The organism is Bradyrhizobium sp. S69 (genome assembly GCF_009766005.1).
Taxonomy (GTDB): domain Bacteria; phylum Pseudomonadota; class Alphaproteobacteria; order Rhizobiales; family Xanthobacteraceae; genus Bradyrhizobium.
In genome coordinates this window covers 258,785-277,423 of record NZ_LMUK01000024.1, presented here as the reverse complement: position 1 = coordinate 277,423, position 18,639 = coordinate 258,785, and the positions used below count along the sequence as shown (strand labels likewise).

General features: G+C 62.4%; 12 protein-coding genes, 1 tRNA gene and 1 pseudogene. 5 read left to right on the top strand and 9 right to left on the bottom strand.

Annotated features, from left to right (window positions below):
• Positions 1–141 precede the first annotated feature (141 nt).
• Both GSQ88_RS09020 and GSQ88_RS09015 read right to left on the bottom strand, forming a co-directional pair.
• Positions 142–1,851 carry a bifunctional metallophosphatase/5'-nucleotidase gene (locus tag GSQ88_RS09020; RefSeq protein WP_159007222.1) on the bottom strand — a complete coding sequence of 570 codons (1,710 nt, stop codon included), beginning with the start codon at positions 1,849–1,851 and terminating at the stop codon, positions 142–144.
• Positions 1,852–1,895: 44 nt separating this feature from the next.
• Positions 1,896–2,657, bottom strand: a complete 762-nt coding sequence (locus tag GSQ88_RS09015) for a crotonase/enoyl-CoA hydratase family protein (protein ID WP_159007220.1) — start codon at positions 2,655–2,657, stop codon at positions 1,896–1,898.
• A 159-nt stretch (positions 2,658–2,816) separates the two neighbouring features.
• On the opposite strand from GSQ88_RS09015, the pseudogene GSQ88_RS09010 reads away from it, so the two are divergent.
• Positions 2,817–2,991: pseudogene (locus GSQ88_RS09010) on the top strand (VOC family protein); the annotation flags it as partial.
• Between the two features lie 91 nt (positions 2,992–3,082).
• Here the strand turns inward: GSQ88_RS09010 and GSQ88_RS09005 are convergent.
• From GSQ88_RS09005 to GSQ88_RS08995, 3 genes are all read right to left on the bottom strand, one after another.
• The gene (locus tag GSQ88_RS09005) at positions 3,083–3,568 is read right to left on the bottom strand and encodes a hypothetical protein (RefSeq protein WP_246735153.1); all 486 of its coding nucleotides are present in this window, start codon (positions 3,566–3,568) and stop codon (positions 3,083–3,085) included.
• Positions 3,569–3,595: 27 nt separating this feature from the next.
• The gene (locus GSQ88_RS09000; RefSeq protein ID WP_159007216.1) at positions 3,596–4,816 is read right to left on the bottom strand and encodes an ABC transporter substrate-binding protein; all 1,221 of its coding nucleotides are present in this window, start codon (positions 4,814–4,816) and stop codon (positions 3,596–3,598) included.
• A 114-nt stretch (positions 4,817–4,930) separates the two neighbouring features.
• Complete coding sequence (locus tag GSQ88_RS08995) at positions 4,931–6,922, bottom strand: hypothetical protein (protein ID WP_159007214.1); 1,992 nt, start codon at positions 6,920–6,922, stop codon at positions 4,931–4,933.
• 302 nt (positions 6,923–7,224) lie between these two features.
• On the opposite strand from GSQ88_RS08995, the gene GSQ88_RS08990 reads away from it, so the two are divergent.
• Both GSQ88_RS08990 and GSQ88_RS08985 read left to right on the top strand, forming a co-directional pair.
• The gene (locus GSQ88_RS08990) at positions 7,225–7,380 is read left to right on the top strand and encodes a hypothetical protein (protein ID WP_246735151.1); all 156 of its coding nucleotides are present in this window, start codon (positions 7,225–7,227) and stop codon (positions 7,378–7,380) included.
• Positions 7,381–7,392: 12 nt separating this feature from the next.
• Positions 7,393–7,617 (top strand): hypothetical protein, encoded by a 225-nt coding sequence (locus GSQ88_RS08985; RefSeq protein ID WP_159007212.1) that lies wholly within the window; start codon positions 7,393–7,395, stop codon positions 7,615–7,617.
• Between the two features lie 32 nt (positions 7,618–7,649).
• On the opposite strand, the gene GSQ88_RS08980 is transcribed toward GSQ88_RS08985, so the two are convergent.
• Positions 7,650–8,198, bottom strand: a complete 549-nt coding sequence (locus GSQ88_RS08980; protein WP_159007210.1) for a carboxymuconolactone decarboxylase family protein — start codon at positions 8,196–8,198, stop codon at positions 7,650–7,652.
• A 169-nt stretch (positions 8,199–8,367) separates the two neighbouring features.
• Positions 8,368–10,155, bottom strand: coding sequence for an acyl-CoA dehydrogenase family protein (locus tag GSQ88_RS08975; RefSeq protein ID WP_159007208.1), 1,788 nt, complete (start codon positions 10,153–10,155; stop codon positions 8,368–8,370).
• 290 nt (positions 10,156–10,445) lie between these two features.
• Between GSQ88_RS08975 and GSQ88_RS08970 the strand changes: the two genes are divergently transcribed.
• Positions 10,446–10,520, top strand: a tRNA-Gln gene (locus GSQ88_RS08970).
• 100 nt (positions 10,521–10,620) lie between these two features.
• Here GSQ88_RS08970 and GSQ88_RS08965 read toward each other — a convergent pair.
• On the bottom strand, positions 10,621–12,762 hold the full coding sequence (locus GSQ88_RS08965) for a hypothetical protein (RefSeq protein WP_159007206.1): 2,142 nt from the start codon (positions 12,760–12,762) through the stop codon (positions 10,621–10,623).
• Between the two features lie 11 nt (positions 12,763–12,773).
• Positions 12,774–16,229, bottom strand: coding sequence for a DUF6603 domain-containing protein (locus tag GSQ88_RS08960; RefSeq protein WP_159007204.1), 3,456 nt, complete (start codon positions 16,227–16,229; stop codon positions 12,774–12,776).
• A 445-nt stretch (positions 16,230–16,674) separates the two neighbouring features.
• Between GSQ88_RS08960 and GSQ88_RS08955 the strand changes: the two genes are divergently transcribed.
• Positions 16,675–18,597: a hypothetical protein gene (locus GSQ88_RS08955; RefSeq protein ID WP_159007202.1), complete on the top strand. Its 1,923-nt coding sequence runs from the start codon at positions 16,675–16,677 to the stop codon at positions 18,595–18,597.
• The last annotated feature ends 42 nt before the right edge of the window (positions 18,598–18,639 follow it).

Below are 18,639 nucleotides of genomic sequence, written 5' to 3'. Positions count from 1 at the left end.
AGCCCGTTGGCGGGCACGGCTCGTCAAAAGGGGGAGCGGCCTAATCTAGGCGGTCAACGGCCGGTCCGAAAGGGCCGCATCTTCAGACCGGACCGTTCAGACGGGATTTGGGAAATACGACCGCGAGCGCGGCCTTGCAATTCAATTGATCCGCGTGATGCGCTTAGCCGGCGGGGGTCCGATCGGGCCGTTGGCCCGGAAATAGCCATACAGGGCGTCGATGTCGTAGGCGCCGACCAGCGGTGCTGTTCCGTCCTTCAGTACCGTAAATCCGTCGCCGCCGACCGACAGATAATTGTTCACGGTCACCCGATAGCTCCCCGCCGTATCGATGCGTGTGCCGTTGAGCGACAGGCTGTCCGCCAGCACGTGGTCGCCAGTGGGCCTGGCATCGTCCCAGCTATAGCTGAAGCCATTCGAGACCTGGAGAATGCGCGGCAGTTTCGGGTCGCGCCATTGCTGTTCCAGTACATTCTTGATCTGGGCGCCGGTCAGCGTCAGCGTCACCAGCTGGTTGCGGAACGGCTGGCTGGCGAACAGATCGGCGTAAGACACCGCGCCTTCGTCCTTCTTGGTCACGTTGATGCGGATGCCGCCGGGATTGGTCATCGCGATCACGGCGCTGCCCTTTGCGCTGGTTTGCGTCGCGGCGAGCTGAGCGTCGGCAATGATGTCGCCAAGCGCGCTCTCGCCGGCATGGTCGGGAATGTGCGACAGCGTTTCGCTCACCGATCCCGCCGGGCGGTTGCCGAGCGGCGCGGCAAGCTTGTCGTAGGCTTCCAGCAATGCGGTTTGTTCCGGATCCCTGGCGGTGGCGCCGGTGCGGACGATGACATTGTCGGCCTTGGCACTGACGATGTCGCGGCTCGTGCGATCGAGTTTCAGATCGATCGTGGTGACGAGGGTGCCGTATTTGTCGCCGCTGGTGACCAGACGTCCGTCGACCTCGCAGACATAGGCCTGATGGGTGTGGCCGCTGATCACCACGTCGACCGCGGAATCGAACTTCTTGACGATGTCGACGATGGCGCCGGAGATGCCCGGACATTCATTATAATCGCCGGTCGGATAGCCGCCTTCGTGGATCAAGACGACGATCGCCTCGACGCCGCGCGCCTTCAGTTCCGGAACCAGCGCGTTGACGGTGTCGGCCTCGTCCTTGAATTCGAGGCCCGCAATACCGGGAGGCGAGACGATGGTCGCCGTCCCCTTCAAGGTCAGGCCGATGAAGGCGACTGGAATGCCCTCGAATTCCCGGATCTCGTAGGCGGGGAGCACGGTCTTGCCGGTATCCTTCTCGACGGTCGAGGCCGCCAGATAGTGGAACCTGGCGCCGGCAAACGGATGCGGTCCCTGACACTTGTCGACCGGGTGACAGCCGCCGTTCTGCATCCGCAGCAATTCGTCCTTGCCCTCGTCGAATTCATGATTGCCGACGGAAGCGATCTCAAGCCCCATCATCGATAGCGATTCGACGGTGGGCTCGTCGTGAAACATCGCCGACAGGAACGGGCTGGCGCCGATCAGGTCTCCGGCGGCGACGAAGATGGTATTTTTTGGGTTCGTGGCCTGCGCGCGGAGCTGCTTGACCAGGGTCGCCATGGTCTCGGAGCCACCGGCGGCCACCATCGTCTTTTTGGTCTTGTCGTCGGGATCGGCGATCCGGATGCCGGCGGGCGACGGCCGAAGGTAGCCGTGGAAATCGTTGATGGCGAGAATTCGGACATCGACCGGCGTGGCGGCAACGGGTGTGGTGACCTGCGTTGCGCTTTGCGCGATCGCGCGTGAGGCTAAGCCAGGCGCCGTTGTCAGCATCACGGCGACAAGCATCTGACGGAGCGGATAACTCATGATGCCATCATAGAGAATCCGTGCAACGATTTCACGAACTCCGTTCAGGCCTTCTTGCGCGAGAAGAACGCCCTGAACGCGGCCACCGCCTCCGCCGAGCGCATCCGCTCGCCGAACAGATGGCTTTCCTGATCGATCCGGCGGGTCAGATCTTCGGGCGGCGTCCTCAACAGCTTGCGCGAAATCGCAACCGCTTCGGCCGGCAGTCTGCAAATCTCGCGGGCGACCTTGCGGGCTTCGGCCTCGGTGTGGCCGGGGGCGACCACCACGTTGACGAAACCTGCGATAAGGGCGTCATCGGCGCTCATGGTCCGCCCCATCACCAGGGTCGCAAAGGCGCGCTGATGTCCCATGGTGCGCGGCATCAGCAGGCTGGAGGCGCCTTCCGGAACCAGGCCCAGATTGATGAACGGGGTGGCGAATGTTGCGGTAGTGCTGGCCAGAACGTAGTCGCAGTGAAACAGCATGGTGGTACCGATGCCGATCGCGACGCCATCGACCGCCGCGATGATCGGCTTGACGTTGTGGGCCAGCGAATAGAGGAACTTCACGGCGTTCGAGGCGCGCGGCGCGTCGGTATTCGAAGTGCCTTCGTGCAGGAATTCCTCGAGATCGTTGCCCGCGGTGAACACGCCCGAACCGCCGGTGATGATGATGCAGCGGATCTCCGGGTTGTTCTGGGCGGTGTCGATCGCATCGCTCATCGCGCGATACATGTCTTGCGTGATCGCGTTCTTCTTTTCGGGCCGCCGCAGTCTGATCACCCGCATCGTGGCTTCGTCGGTGACTATCAGGTGATCGGTCATTGCGGTTGTCCTTGAGCCGTTGTTCTTGAAGCGTTGTTCTTGGAGCCCTGCGGCGCACTCGGGCGCGTCTTTGCCAGCCAGCCTACATCATCTCCCGGAGGGACCCAAACCGGTGATACCGGTTTTCAACGGGACACAATGACGCGTGGGAGCCCGCCGATGCAACTGACGGGAATCCACCATCTCACGGCGATTTCAGCCAAACCGCGGCAGAATCTGGCCTTCTACACCGGCTTGCTCAGCATGCGTCTGGTGAAGAAGACCGTCAATCAGGATGACGTCAGCGCTTACCCATTTGTTCTACGCCGACGGCAAAATCAATCCCGGCACCGACTTTGGTCGGCAATTGCCAACCCAAGTCGTTGCCGGGATTGATGGTGTTTAAGCTTGGGTTCGACCGGCTATTCAGCCAATTTTCGTTCCGCTCATGCTATCTTTGTAAAGAGCATCAAAACGCCGTCGGCGATGTTGATGGCCACAACCTGTGCCGATGTAAGGCCTTTGGCCTTTAGGGCAGAGATCGCAGCGGGCGCTCCGTCGATCGATTTGCGGAGGGACTGCTTATCTTCCTCGCTGGTCTTGGCGACGATATCGTCAATCTGGGATTTCACGGCTGGCGGCAGTTCCTTGACGTCAATCACTTGTATGCTGTGAATCGATACGCTGGACTCGGCGGGGGCTTGGGACTCGGCCGGAGCCTGGTCTTTCTGCGAGGACGCTCCCTGTGCCTGTACCAGGGCCGGCGTTCCCAGTGCAAGAACTGCAACGAGGGCTGCTGTTGTCATGGTGCGCATGGTCATTCCTTTTCTAACGACGACGCATGCAGTGAACTGTTGAAATTTGAGGAAGTCCTGCTTGTTGTGAGGCCGTTTGGTGAAGCCAATGCGGCGATAATGCGGGGCCGCTCGCATTGGATGTCGTCTTGTTTGCTTCGAACTTCAATTCGTCTTGAAGTCGTCCGTCACGATCGGCCCGAACAGGACCCAACGCTGGCCGTCGAATTTCATCATCTGGAATTGCTTGTTGATGCGCCAATCGTCCGGTTCGGTGGAGACCGTCATTCCCGGCAACGCGAGGTCAGCGACGAAACCATTGATGTTGGTCGCCTGCGTCATGATGTTGGCGCGCGTGAGATTGTCGCCGCATTGCTTGAGTATCTGCACCAGCAGCGTCGCGGTTGAGTAGCCGTAAGTCGCGATGCCGCTGTTGGCGTCCTCGGCCGGCGCATATTTCGCCATGAAAGCCTTGTAGCGCTTCATGCCTTCGTCGTTGTCCCATTGCGGGTCGAGCGGGTCCTTGCCGTAATTGACCGAAATGATGTCCTTGGCGTTGTCGAGGCCGGCCGGAATCAGCGTTTGGCTGACCGGCGTCGCGTTGATGTCGAGAATCTGGACCGGCTTCCAGCCGAGTTCGGCGGCTTTCTTGATCGCCTGGGCCCCGAATTTCGGCGTCGTAATATTATAGAAGAGATCGGCGCCGGACGCCTTCAGCGTCACCATCTGCGAGTCGACGGTTGGATCGGACAATTCGTAGGACTTCTCGGCGACGATCATGGAGGCCTTGTCGCCAAGCGCGTCTTTCAACCCCTTGACGTAATCTTTTCCGAGGTCGTCGTTCTGATAGAGGATGGCGATCTTCGCATTCGGATAATTGGCGAGAATGAATCTTGCGTAGATGTGGCCCTCCGACTGGTAGTTCGGGTTGAAGGCGATCGTCCACGGGAAATTCTTCGGGTCGGTGAAACGCGTCGCGCCAGTCGACGCCAGAAGCTGCGGTACTTTTTTGTCGTTGAGATATTTCTGGACCGAAGCATTCGGCGGCGTGCCGATGATCTGGAAGGTGGTGAGGACTTCGTCGCTTTCGACGAGCTTGCGCACCTGCTCGACCGTCTTCGGGGGGCTGTAGGCGTCGTCATACTGAATGAGGTTGACCTTGCGACCGTTAATTCCGCCCTGCTCGTTGATCATGTTGATATAGGCGGCCTGCACCTTGCCGATGCCGCCATAGGCGGAAGCCGGTCCGCTGAGCGGAATGGTCTGGCCGACCTTGATCTCGGTATCGGTTGCACCGGTGTCGTATTTCTTCTGTGCGAGCGCGGGCGTTGCGAATGTCACACCGAGCGCCAACACGACAGCCGCCGTCGATCTGAATAAAGCCATGCTCTCCTCCCAGGGACGTTAGGCGCGATGCTTTGCCGCGCCCTTGTTTGGCAGCCTATACCAAAAGAAAGCGCGGTGAATAGCGTTCTGCCGCGGGAGGATCGTGGGTACGCCCTAGCTGTGTGTCGGCCAGTGTCGCTCGCGGAACCAGTTGCGATAATCCGACGACATCTTGGCTCGCTGGGCCTGCGGCGCGCGACGCTTGCAGGTGGCGGCTTCCTGGCTACCTTCCGGCGCAGCCCAGCGCAGTTCGGCGCAGTCGTTCGGGTTGTAAGCCATCTCGAAATCCGCGGCGCGGTCGAGCACATCCTTGAGGGTGAGGGTCCACTGCGAGCCGTCGCTGCGCGTATAGGAGATTTTGCGGGAGGCAAGTTCCGAAGTGAGCACGCCCTGCAATTCGCGTTTCACGTCCTCGCTGCTCTTGCCGGGCGGGATCGCGTAACGGTCGGCACGCCGCACCAGGCGGTCGGGGAAATTCCGCACCACATCGCTCGCGATCAACAAGCGGAAATCGCGCGCCGGCGTCGAGTAATCCTCCCAGGCGCCGGTGGTTTCGAAGATCGACGCGCCGTCCGGCATCGCGGTGATGCCGGCCTGCTTCTCCAGATATTTTCGTCCGTTCTCGATCGAGGTGACGCGCGTCCTCACCTGCTCGTTGAGGCTGGCGATCGCGTCGGTCATCGCCTTCACCGGATCGAGCGGCTCCGGCGACATCACGTCGTCCATGCGATCGTAAAAATCCTCGACGCTGATCTGCGACTGTTCGAGCGAGAAATCCCCGTATTGCGGATTTTTGGCGATCTCGGCATTGCTGAGCCGCCGCAGCGGGCTGTCTTTTCCGCCGACGATCGGCCGGAACCGCTTGAAGCCGGGACCGCCGAGCGCGGGATCGTGCACGAACAGGAAGTTGCCGCGCCAGAAGCGCTTGCGCGTGATCGAGCCGTCGGGCTCGGCGTCGACCGCGAGAAACACACCGGGTGTTCCATTGGACTCCGGCACCAGATGCACCAGCATCAAGACATGGCCGTAGGGGTCGGCATAGACGGTGCCCGGGCGCAGCGTCTTTTGCGATAGCGAGATGGTGTAGAAATCGGTGTTGTCGTCATTGCCCGAGACGCGCACCGCCCCGGTATGGACGACGTCGCCGACGTCGCGCAGATATTCCGCGAAATTGGTCGGGCGCTTCGGCTTGGGCGGCGCTACCGGGCCCGCGGGTGGCGTTGGCGGCGTATCGGCCTGATCCGAGCGGCCGAACAATCCCAGCAGTTTCGGCGGCGGGGCAGGGGGAGCGGCAGCCGGCGTGGCCGAGGCGGCTTCCGGTTCCGGCGGCGGAGGCGGACGCGTGACCTCGGGATGATCGATGTCGAACCATTGGTAGCACTTCGGCGGCCTGCCGCCGAAGCCGCGCGAGCAATTCGAATAGCCGAACGGCAGCCCCATCTTGTAGGCGAAATAGGCACGCAGGAAGTAGACGAAGTCGGCACAGTCGGGACGCAGGCCCGATTTTCCGTTGTCTTCGCCGCGCCCGAGATAATTGAACAGGAAATTGCGCGACTGATCTTGCAGCACTTCGCTCCATACCTTCCACGACAGGTCCTGGTCGGGTGGTGCGTCGAACAGCTTTTCGATCCAGGCCGAGAACAAGGCTTCGGTGGTGCTGTTCCAGCTGCCGCGGACCTGCCAGATTCGTCCCGGCGGTGTTGCCGGCGGCTGAGTTTTTTGCGCGGCGACGACGATTTCGCGGGTGATGGGGCCGCAGCCGGCCGACGCCAGCGTCGCATGCCAGGTGCCGGCGGCGGGGGCTGCGACCTCGGCGAACCAGGAGTAAGGCCCGGCACCTTGGCGGTGGGGCGACGTGGCCGCGGCGCTGCCATCGGGCGCGACCAGCGAGAGTGTGCCGTCGAGCGGCTTTTCCGCAACGACCATGACGCGCAATGGCGCGCCCTTCCACGGCGCGAACGGCGAGGGCAGCACGGTGAGGTCGGCTTCGTCGCCGCAGCTCGCGGCCGCCGGTGATTCCGTTGCCGAGAATGGCACCGCGGCCAATCCGCCCACGATCGGCAGCGATGCCGTCGCAGCGACAGCAAACCAGCGTGCGAAGAGCATTTGGAACTACCTTCCAGGAGTATTTGCCAGGAGTATTTGACCGCTATTCAGCCCGCCAATTCGGCTAGTTTGCAAGAGATATCGAATTAGCCGGGATCAGTCAGCCCATTTGATGGCGATTTGGCAACCGCAGATCGCTCACTTGCGCGGCTGTCATGACAGGTTGCACGACCAGTGCAAAGACCTCAACGCGCCGCGCCGCGATGTCACCGGCGTTACATGCAGAATTCTCAAATCTGCTGAACCTTTTTGCTTTAGATGAGACCTATCATCCGAACAGACGCGCTCTGGGGAGATCGCAAATGGCTGCAATTGCAAGGGTGCTGTCGCGAAGATTGCCGGCCAGCCAGGCGGACATCGAGACGCTGAAAACGATCGGGATGTTTTGCGGGGCCGGGCTGTTGGTTTCGCTGATGCTGGCGTCGTATGGCCTGGACCTCAGCCCGGGCTTTTTCTGAGCGAGGCAGCCGATGGTTCGTTTCTTGCCGAGCAAACTGGCGCCCAGGGAACGCCGCGCACTGGAGCGCCTTGCCGTCGAGGCCGACATGGGCAACGTGTCGCCGCAAGTTAAGCGACGATTGGAATTATTGGGCCTTGCCTGCAAGTTCGAGGGCGAGCTGCTTATCACCTATGATGGGTTGTTGGTGATGGGCAGGGAAAAGACCGTCGGTCCGGCGAGGAGCCCGGGGGGCTGAAGCCGCCGGGGACGCTCCCGGCGGCGGGTCGTTCAGGCCGACCAGGCGTAAGCCTGGAACGGCGCCTCGAGCGGGGTTTTGGTAACGCTGCCCGCATAGTTCGTGATTGTGGACGCAGCCACGGCGGCGATCACCTCAAGGGCTTGGTCGTCGGCAAAACCCGCCGCCATGAATTGCTCGACGTCGCGATCGTCGAGACGGCCGCGCTTTTCGATCAACGTTCGCGCCAGCAACGAGAGCGCGGCGTGCTTTTTGTCTGTCGGCAAGCGGCGCTCGCGAATGGCCTCGACATCGGCGGAATCAAGCCCTTCCTTGAGCGCCAAAGCGGTATGGAACGCGACCGCCCAGCTGCATCCGTTGGTCACCGCGTTGGTGAGCAGCAATGTCTGGATCTGCGCTTCGGTAAAACTGCCGCCGTGGACATTCCCGAACAGGCCGACAAGGCTGTTGATCAGGACGGGCGACGTCGAGATGACACCGGCAATGTTCGGAATCATGCCGAAGGCCGCTTGCAGCTGCTGCAGCGCCGGCTTTGAACGTTCGGGCGCGGACTCGATCGTATTGACGGGAAACTTCGGCATTTTATGCGGCCTTTCTTACCATGCGATAAGGCGCCGTTGCCGATGACAGGCCCTCGGGCACCTCGTTGATGGTTGTTTTAGGTGGCCGCCGGTCGAACCGCTCGCCAATGCTCCCTCGTTTTCCGCCAATGATGGCGGGGTATGACGATTTCCGGTGCGCTACGAAGCGCTACCCCAGCAACACCGCATCGGCGCCATTCACCGCGTCGGCGCCGTCCGTCACCGTTTTTTCCAGCGCAGCGGCCTGCACCGAGATGTTCTCGGCGAAAAACCGCGCCAGCGTCACGTAACGCTGCGGATCGCCGCGACCGTCATCTTGGGCATCGCGGGCCGCGAGCGCCTCGCCCGCCAGCATGCAGCCGCCGAGCGTCGATCCGAACAGCCGCAGATACGGCGTGGCGCCCGCCAGGGCTTCGTTCGGCTTCGAGGCGACGCGCTCCAACAGCCATTTGCTGGCGCGGTCGAGCGAGCCCAGCGCGTCGCGCAGTTTTGGGCCCGTGGTGCCGAATGCCGGGTCGTTCGAGGCCTCGACCTTGCTGACGATGCCGCCGAGTTCGTCGAGCAGCGCCGAAACCGAAGCGCCGCCATGGGCGGCAAGCTTGCGGGTCACCAGATCGATCGACTGGATGCCGTTGGTGCCCTCATAGATCGAGGTGATGCGCGCATCGCGGGAATGCTGCGCGGCGCCGGTCTCCTCGATAAAACCCATGCCGCCGTGAATCTGCACGCCGAGATAGGCCACCTCATTGCCGATGTCGGTGGCGAACGCTTTTGCGAGCGGCGTCAGCAGCGCGCCGCGAGCGGCGGCGTCGGCCCGCACTTTTGGGTCCTTGGCACGCGTGGATATATCGATCGCCACGGCGGTCGCATAGCAGATCGTCCGCGCCGCCGCGGTGAGGGCGCGCATCTGCATCAGCATCCGCTTGACATCGGGATGCATGATGATGGTGTCCATCCCATCCCCGGTTTTGCCGATGGCGCGGCCCTGCTTGCGCTCTTGCGCAAACGCCAGCGCCTGCTGATAGGCGCGGTCGGCAAGGCCGACGCCTTCGAGGCCGACGCCGAGCCGGGCCTGGTTCATCATCGTGAACATGCATTGCATGCCGCGATTTTCCTCGCCGATCAGGTAGCCGATCGCGCCGCCTTGATCGCCCATGGTCATGGTGCAGGTCGGCGAAGCGTGCATGCCGAGCTTGTGCTCGACGCCGCTCGGATAGACATCGTTGCGGGCGCCGAGCGAACCGTCGGCGTTGACGAGGAATTTCGGAACTAGAAACAGCGAAATGCCTTTGGTGCCCGCGGGCGAATCCGGCAAGCGCGCCAGCACGAAATGCACGATATTATCGGTCATGTCGTGGTCGCCATAGGTGATGAAGATTTTGGTGCCCTTGATGCGGTAGCTGCCATCGCCCGCCCGTTCGGCACGGGTGCGCAGCGCGCCGACGTCGGAGCCCGCCTGCGGCTCGGTGAGTTGCATGGTGCCGGTCCATTGGCCCGACACCAGTTTTTCCAGATAGGTGTTTTTCAGTTCAGCGCTGCCATGGGCGTCGAGCGCCTCGATCGCGGAGAGCGTCAGCAGCGGGCAGAGGCCGAACGCGGCGTTCGCGGCACTCCAGATTTCGGTGCAGGCGGCGTTGATCGCGAGCGGCAGACCCTGGCCGCCGAACGCCTCCGGGCCCGACACCGCGTTCCAGCCGCCGGCGATCCAGCGCTGATAGGCGTCGGGCCAGCCCGGCGCGGTGGTGACCTTGCCGTCGGCGAGCTTGATGCCGTGCTCGTCGCCGACCCGGTTGAGCGGAGCCAGCAGATCGGTGGCGAGTTTGCCGGCTTCCTCCAGCACGGCGGCGGTGATGTCGCCGTCGAAATCGCCGTAATGGCCGGCTTTCAGCGCGGCCTGAAGGCCGGCGCCATGGTTGAGGGCGAGCAGCATGTCGTTGATCGGCGCACGATAGGTCATGACCTGGTCTCGCTTGCTAGGAGAGGAGCGGCGGATCGCCGTATTCTCACGAAATCGCCGTTCTCTCAACTCTCCGGGCGGTCGGAGGCGGTAAAGCCGGGCTTTTGCCGCCCGGAACCGGGCGGCGGGTCCCGCGCCGAAACGCATTGTAAAGCAGGCCCACGGCACAAGATGCCGGAGCGCCGAAAATCAGGCGCCAGGCGGTTGAAATGGCTCACCTCCCCCTATAGACCGGCGTGGCCAGAGGGAATCCGCGCGGGCCATTCCACGCTCTTTCCGGACCGGCCTGTTGGGGCGTAGCCAAGCGGTAAGGCAGCGGATTTTGATTCCGCCATTCGGAGGTTCGATCCCTCCCGCCCCAGCCAACGCCAACGTCCTGAATTCTCTACCGAAATGGCTGCGTTCTCGTTGATCAGGCTGCACGTCGGAAGCTTGTGCCGGCTCGTCGCCCGAGCAGAACGATACTTATGACAGCTTGAAATTGACGGCCTCTACGCCCGTCACCATTTCCAGTGCGAATTCGGCTGAGGTGAATTGCGACGGCGTGAGCCGCGCGTTGAAGGTATCGGCGAGCGTCTTGATATCGAGCACGCGCAGGGTGGAGTCACCGCGATAGGACGGTTGCAACGGCGGCGTGGGCGGGATCGTGATGATCTCACTTCCTGCCAGTCCGCCGCTATCGTCGACCAGACGGCGCAGAGTCTTCGACAGCGCGCCGTCGTCGTCGAATCCGAAATGAACGCCTTCCGACGGCTCTCGAAGCTTCACCGTGTCGACCGGCCGGTCGAACAGACAGATCAGCAACGCGCCGTTGGCCTCTATGCGCAGGATAGTGGCCTCGCCTGTCGGGCCCGACGCGGCGACCTCCAGCTTGGGCCATTTCGTGACAGCGGTCGAGCGCAGCAGAAAGCCGCTAGCGGGCCGGGCGGGCAAGGGCGCGGGGTCGGTGGCGCCAAGCGCGCCGCGACGGCGGGCACGTGCGCTGGCGGCGGCGCGGCCGATCTCTTGTTGGAGCATCGGCCGGAACGCCGCGTCATGGCTTTGGTCGGTCTCGGTGACGCGACCAAGGCTGAGTGCGCCATCGATCAGCGACGCCATCCACGACGAATCGATCTGGAAAAACCGGATCGATTCGATCGGCAGCATTCGCTCGTCCGGCACGAGGTAAAACAGCGGCACCGGCTTGAGCAAAATCAAATCGCCCAGCCATGATATGACTTGCGACAAATTTGGATCGGTCGAATCCGGCGCGTCGCCGGGCGCCGCGCCGAGATGCGGAGACAGTCCATGGATTTGAGCAATTCGGGCGGGATCGGTCATGGCGTCGCGCAATGCGGCCTTGCGTTGCGCGCGTGACGATATCGGTGACGCTGCCGCCGTCGGCTCGACCGCTTTTGAACGGGACCCGCCGGCGGTTCCTGACAGTTTGCCAAGCGCTGCCGGGATAAAAGCGGCGAGCGCGTGTTCGGCATCGAGCCGCCGCGTCGCGCCGAGCATCGCGGTGGAGGGCGCCGCCTTGCCGGTATCGAGCTCATAGATCAGTTGATCGATAGTCGCGCGCTGCGCGGCGCGTTTCCAGTTGTAAAGCGCCAGCGCGTAGCTTGCGGCATTGAGTGCGAGCAGACGGCCGAGCGTCCAGGCGGCCGCGCAGGACATGTCCAGGATGCCGGTGCTCGGATCGTACAGCGTCACCGCGTCGGCATTCTGGATCGGGACATTGGCAATGGTACGCGTGGTGGCGTACGGCACCAGCGGTCCGCGATAGAGCGACACGGTGTCGCCGCCGACGCGCAGCGCATGCGGCATCGGCACATACCCCATCGACAGCAATTGCCCCGCAGCGCCCGCCGCCGTCGGCGGCAGGCCCAAGGTTGGCGGCGTTCGGTCGGTGGCGACAATAATGTCGGAGAAGGTCGTCGTCTCCGCCGCGGCGGTGAACTGCCATGTCGTCAACACCGGCAGGACAACCGGGTCCGTGGTTCCGGCGCCGCCGGGCAGCAGGTCGCCCTGATCGGCGAGACCAACCAGATAGGCATAGGTCAATGTTTGCGGTTTCGGCAGCCGGTTACCCACGACAACCGCGTAGTCGATCTCGGTCTCGGTCGAGTCGACCTTCTGGGTCGTCTCCACCCGACGCACATGCGACAGATAACCCAGTTCCTCGATCGTCGGTGCAATCGAGCGAAAAAACGCCAGCGGCATGCTTAGCGTCATTGTGCCGTCGGTCGCGGTGACGAGCGACGGCCCGCCGCTTTTCAATTCGTCGTCGCTCAGCGACAGCAGCGCGACCCAGGGCACCTTGTCGTCGGCGCCGCTCAGCACCTGCTTCTGCCAGGGGATCGTCGGTTTGTTGAGCAGCACATGCGGCAAGCAGCCGGAATAGTCGCCGCTGTCCTTGTCCGGCGGGAACACCGACACGATGCTTCCGGCCGGCAGCGAGGTCGCGTCGCTGCCGACCTGAAGCACCTTATGCGCCGGCGCGAAGGTCGGCGCGCCGGCGCCGGCGAGATCCGACATCGCCACCGACGCGGTGACGGTATATTGGCCGTCCTTCAGGCCTGGCTGGACAAACTGCTCGAAGACGATCTGCACATCGGTGTCGGACATCGCGGGGCGCCTCAGGACAGTTGTTCGGCACCAAGCCGGCACAGGATCGGATCGGCCATGAAGCAGGGCTGCGCCGGAACGATGAAATCGACATCGATGCCCGCGATGTCAGCCGGGTCGAGATAGCCCGCGGTCGCCATCGCGCCAAGCAGCGCAGCGCGCTGGGCCGATGCGGTCTTGATCGTCTTGAATGGATTGTCGGTCGCCCAATTGAATCCGCCGCTGGGCGGCACGGCAGGCGTCTGCCATGCGAGCGTGAAGTCGTGCTCGTCATTGGACAGAAGCACATCCTGTTCGATCGCCCGTGTTTCATCTGGTCTCTTCGGAACGATGTCGAGCCGTATCGCCGTCAGTCCCGGGGTGAGTTCGGTCGTGCTTGTGGCCTGCCACAGCGCACTCGGAACGCTGTCGATGATCGGGCTGGCCTGCCACGCGTCAACCGCTTCCTGCGACGTGATGGTGATCGCCAAGGTCGGGTCGATGGTCGGTGCCTTGGCGATCGGTTTGGCCTGCAATGAGATCGCCGGAATGTCCTGAATGATTGTGCCGTTGAGCGTCGCGTGGGCGGCGGGCAGCGCCGTGACGATCTTGATCGCCGTCTGCGCCGGATCGGCGATCCAGTCATAAGTCGCACCCGTCGCCGCATCGCTGAGTCCGCTCAGCGCGACAAACTGCAACGGATCGGTCGGCGCGGCGGCGCCGAGGCGGCCCGGCTGACGCGTCTGCTGTACCGATGACGTCGTCGGCACGACAAGATCGCCGATAAAGGTGCTGTCGCTCCAACTCTGCACTTGAGGTCCACGCGGCGCACCTGCGCCAAAATCCACGCCGAACGAAACGAACCATAGGCTGATATCGGCATGGCCAGTAAGATCGGGCCCCCAGATCGCAAGATTGGCGGTGATATCCACCGACAGGGTGACGCTGCAAAACAGCATGTCCATTTCGAACGACACGCCGAAATCGACATGCAGCGCGACGTCATAATGAAACGGCCGCCATTGCGCCGAGAGATCGGCCGTGGCGTTGCACCAGGCGTTCAAGGGTCCCGCCTGCAGTACGACGCTCAGTCCGCCGCCGGCCTGCAACATCGAGGGCGTGAGCGCGAAATAGCTCCACCCCGTAATCATCACCTCGTCGGATACTTTCCAGATGTAGCCGAGGCGCGGAACGGCCGGATAATGCGCCGGCCGCGGATAGCCCGGCGCGTAGCCGCCCAGACTCAGGACGAAATCGCCGGCATGCGGGCCGGCGAACCACGAATGCGACGCGAAGCCGCCGGTGAGGTGGCAATCATGCGAGAGTACATAGGAGCCTGGCGCGAGCAGCCCGTCGATGGCGACGAGGCCGGCATCCTGCTGCACCGAGGCGACGATCTCGATGTCCGCGCGCACGATCGGCGTGTCCTTCGGGATACTGATGCTGGAGCTACCGAGCAGGACGAACTCGAAACCCGCGCCAAACGAGACCGCCGCGAGCACGGTCGAGTCGACGATGCCGAATGATTTGGCCGTGAAACCGGCAGTGACGAAGTTGCTGCCGTCCGACGGCCCGAGATATTGCTCGACGCTGTTGAGGACGCTCCAGACTGCTGCCGCGTCGCCGTTCCTGACCGGCGAGGGCTCGCCGCGCGCCAGGTTGTTGGCGATCTGGACAAGCGGGAAGTCGTTGACGTGATCGACGGTCGGGACCTCGAACGCACGATTGTAACCGATCCCCGCCGCAAGCCCGGTGATGAACAGCCAGGGCGGTCCGCCCAGCTGCTCGCTGGAAACGCCAAAAATGAACATCTTCGGTGGGCTGCCGTCGCTGAACGCGCCGAGCACCTCAAGCGCGAATGCCTCTCCGACGCGCAGCAGCGCGGTGCCGATATAATCGGCCGATGCGCCGGACGTATCTCGCTTGAAGCCGCCGGTCAGGCTCACTTCGCCACTGGTGAAGGACAACACAAATCCGTCCAGTCCGACGGACAGGGAATGGTCCTTGAGTGCGATCCCGGCGCGCAGCCCGATCAACTCGAAAGTAAGGCCGCCGCTGACCAGGGCAATGTCGAGCAGGATGGCAATCGCGCCGTCTTCAAAGCGAAAGCCGACGCGTTCGACATAGACCGGTCCAAAATTCCGTTGTAGCGGCACGTCGGTGGTCTCGGTCGACGGTTCAAGCGGTGTCGATCGCGACCGCGTTGTAGCGGTGTCTGGCGGATCGGCGGACGAGTAAAGCGGGATGTTGAACGACCGCGATTTCATGGAGGCCTGAACGCCCGATGGCATCGCATCGGCATCGAGCGGAAAGCCGAGTACGCCGACGAAGCGGATGCCGGAGGGAAACGGCGCGGTCTCCGCCTGTTCCTCGGTGACATGCATCATGTCCGGCAGCTCGATCACGGCGGCCAGATCGGCGACTTCCTTGACCGTCATCGCTTGTCCGGTGAGCAGCAGGATTAGCGGTGTAAGTTCGATCGCCAGATGATCGCCGACCAGCGGGAGCGTCGGCAGCGTGACATCCTGCCAATTGCCGCGCAGAACGGTTCGGGTTTCATCCTGCGCGTCGGACGACCAGCAGACGCGGAAATCCGGCACGTCAATGCTGGGCATGCTCAGCACGAGCCGGCGGCTATCCTTGGGGTTCAGCTGGTTTGCGAGATCGACATAAACCGACGCGATCGCAAAGGACCTCAGCGGCCGGTCGAGCGGGTCGGGCAGGTCGAACGGCAGACCTAGTGCGCCGAGCACATCGTTCAACGTGCCGGCCGGTGCGTCCTGGCCATCGTCAGACCAGGACATCGTGACCGTCGGCTGGGCTTCGGTCTCTGTTTCGGTCTCGATTTCGACCTGCATCGTGACCTGGCCCAGCGACACCGTGCCAATGATCGTGCGGCTGCGGCGCGGCGGATTGGCCGATTGTCCCGCATCGAACGAACTCGCGAGCGTCGCGCTCACCAGGCCGAAATCGAGGCCGCTCGGCAGCAGCGCGCGCAGGCCCGTCCATGCCGGCGCGGAGGCCCTGATATGGGCGATGACGGCGTCGAGCGGGATGCGGTGCTCGGGGGTGCCGATGGTCGTGGCTGACGAGAGCGCCCGCATGTCCACGATCAAGGCCACCAGCAGACCCGCACCGAGATTCATGTTGCCGGCAAGCTGAAGGTCGATGTCAGGCGCGGCGGCTTCGTCGGTGATCGTCAGCGTGACGACGGCCCCGGCCATTTCGACAAAGAGATCGTCGAAGCCGGGTACGGCCCAAGGCACCGTCGGCGTCCCCGTGAGCGTCCAGATGCCGGTGTCGGCGTCGAGGGCGATCTTGGCGCCCGTCAGCGTGAGTGTTTCCAAGGGTAGCCGCGCAACGACGGTCTTCAGGTCGCTGCCATCGTCGAGCTGTCCGGCGGGGAGCGTGTATTCACTACTGCTGGTGAGAAAGGTCGCAAGAAATTTGGTGAGCGTGGCAAAATTGATCGACGAATTGTCGTCCATCGGATATCCCGCGCGCCTATGAGCAGGCGCTGCCAGAGAGTGGTGAGAACAAAGAGGGTGGCGCGAACCAAAAGAGAGCGGCAGGATTATGGGACCGCCCTAATCGGCGGTCACGAGGTGCGGATTTTAAATCAATCAGTGTCTTCAACTTATCGTTGAAACAAGTCCAATTTATTGTCAAGCTGTGGCTGGGTAGTTAGCTCGCGTTTCGAAGATAACAGCAATGGCGAGCGATTTTACATTTCCTGTACATATAATCAATAATTGAGCCAAGTCATTAATTGAACCAAGTCATTTCAGGAGCGAGCCATGAAGCCGCCATTGCCTGTTGCGCCGAACTGTCCGCGTCACTTTGGCGTTGAGGCCCAAGGGCGGGGATCGGCGTGGCAAAAGGGAGGTTTCTGATGCGGGTCCGCGGCGTTGCAACGATTACCGGAGTATGGACGTGACCCTCAAGATACTCACCGGCGCCGACGCGAATTCGCTGCTTCTCGATCAAACGCCGATCGGGTTTGCCATCGCCAATGCGGCCGATCCACAAGGTCATGCGATCATCTATATCTCGGACGATCCGCGTTGGGGGACGATAACGCTGACGTTGCAGAACAACACATCCGCCGGGATCACGCTGGATGCGGCGTCGACCGTCCTGAAGCTCTATGTGACGCCCGGGGTCAATAAGATCGAGCTCGCGTCGCCTGACTGGGCGATGAGTTTTTTGAGTGACAAGGGTGGTCAGCTCTGCCTCCAACTGAAATTTGCAGCGCAGAGTGCCGTCGTCGTCGCCGTAGGCCAGACAGTTGCAATCCAGTTCAAGAACGTCCAGGCGTCAGGCATTTCGGGGCCGGGGCGATTCCTTGCCGAATATAGTGGCTTGAAGCCCGCGAAGGATGGCAGCCAGCGCATTCCGGTCCAACGGCAACTGCCGCCGGATCAGGCCAAGAACTGGCCGCTTACGCTGGGCTTCCGGTCGCGCGACGAGTACGGCGGCTCCAGCGATCAGGGGAAATCGATCTATGTGACGCCGTGGTCGGTGACGTCGCCGGCGGATGCGATTTCCAACAATTTCGTGCTTAAGATCGCGACTTCCGAGATATTGACCTTCGGAACACCAAAGCCGTCAATCTTCGTCTCGTTTTTGTCGGGCGACGGCGAGGCGGCGCTTTGCTCGGATGACGATATCACGTCCATGATCGCGGATATCGATCAGTCGCCAGGGACATGGGGCGTCCCAAAACAGGGAACAGCGGATCTGCCCGTCTTCGTTGCCTCGCCCGGCGAGGACAACGGGTCATTCGATCCGGCAGCGGGTCCGCTCGCGATCAGGTTTTCCAATCTGATATCCATGCTGCCGTCGGATAAATCATCGCTCATATTTGTTCAGTGTACGGGCCTGAGCAATCAAGGTTACAATGACACGCTTTTCGTCCAGTTCATCGACAAGCTCCCGCCGACGCCGTGCGTCACGAGCTTCGTGGCCTACAACGATGGCACGCTTGTACCGCAAGGCGGAACGGTGGGCTACGGACAGGTCATGCTGAAGTGGAACGTATTCGCGGCGCAGTTGTGTCTCGTCGAGGAAACCGGACATGTCGGCAAGGCCGTCGATACGCTTGTCGTTCCCGCCGACAAACCGTTGACGCAATATCATCTCCAGCCGCAGGTCGGCACGCAACAATTCGTTAATTCTCTTTTCAGCTTCAACGTGTCGCCGCCGAATGTCGGCGTCCTGACGGCCGCTCCGAACGCGGTCGCGCCGGGCGGCGCATCGACCTTGTCATGGTCGTGCAGCAACGGGGCTTCTGTTCAAGTCAAGCGCGGCGACGGTACCGTCATTCTCGATCAAGGACCGTTGGTCAGTTCATGTACCGTCAATCCGCAATCGGACACGACTTACACATTGGTGTGTAGTGGGGCGGGTGAGAGCTCGACTACGACGACGGTGAGCGTTCCGCCGGTCGGCGCCAGCATCAGTAGCGAGGGCACCATCTGGTATACAAAGCCTGCTCCGGTGAACCCGATCAATCCCAATCCATTCGGGCCGTTCGGGCCGCTTGGCCCGGGAAGTCTGGGCGAGGCGCCGGAGTTGGGGGTGCAAGCCGGCGTCGATGTCATCACAAATTGGTACGTGACGGTGCACTGGAGCACGTACTGCGCCAGCAGTTGCAGGGTCGTGTGCGTCGACACGAACCAGATCGTCTCGACCTCGCTTCAGGGACCATGGAGCAATTCCGGGACCGGGACCGGCATCAGCGGCGGTGCACCCCGGCGGTTTCAGATTTTCGCGACCGGACGCGGCACTGCGCAACCACCAGCCGCGGACGTATCTTACTCAAGACCCGGATTCGGGCCCGGGCCTGAAATCTGAACAACGCTGATTTGGAATTTGCGGCGTCGTTTTTTTGCGGAT

Coding starts and splice junctions, on each gene's coding strand:
- GSQ88_RS09005 (WP_246735153.1), bottom strand. CDS start 3,568: ATGCGAGCGGCCCCGCATTATCGCCGCATTGGCTTCACCAAACGGCCT.
- GSQ88_RS09020 (WP_159007222.1), bottom strand. CDS start 1,851: ATGAGTTATCCGCTCCGTCAGATGCTTGTCGCCGTGATGCTGACAACG.
- GSQ88_RS08960 (WP_159007204.1), bottom strand. CDS start 16,229: ATGGACGACAATTCGTCGATCAATTTTGCCACGCTCACCAAATTTCTT.
- GSQ88_RS08995 (WP_159007214.1), bottom strand. CDS start 6,922: ATGCTCTTCGCACGCTGGTTTGCTGTCGCTGCGACGGCATCGCTGCCG.
- GSQ88_RS08980 (WP_159007210.1), bottom strand. CDS start 8,198: ATGCCGAAGTTTCCCGTCAATACGATCGAGTCCGCGCCCGAACGTTCA.
- GSQ88_RS08965 (WP_159007206.1), bottom strand. CDS start 12,762: ATGTCCGACACCGATGTGCAGATCGTCTTCGAGCAGTTTGTCCAGCCA.
- GSQ88_RS09000 (WP_159007216.1), bottom strand. CDS start 4,816: ATGGCTTTATTCAGATCGACGGCGGCTGTCGTGTTGGCGCTCGGTGTG.
- GSQ88_RS09015 (WP_159007220.1), bottom strand. CDS start 2,657: ATGACCGATCACCTGATAGTCACCGACGAAGCCACGATGCGGGTGATC.
- GSQ88_RS08985 (WP_159007212.1), top strand. CDS start 7,393: ATGGTTCGTTTCTTGCCGAGCAAACTGGCGCCCAGGGAACGCCGCGCA.
- GSQ88_RS08975 (WP_159007208.1), bottom strand. CDS start 10,155: ATGACCTATCGTGCGCCGATCAACGACATGCTGCTCGCCCTCAACCAT.
- GSQ88_RS08990 (WP_246735151.1), top strand. CDS start 7,225: ATGGCTGCAATTGCAAGGGTGCTGTCGCGAAGATTGCCGGCCAGCCAG.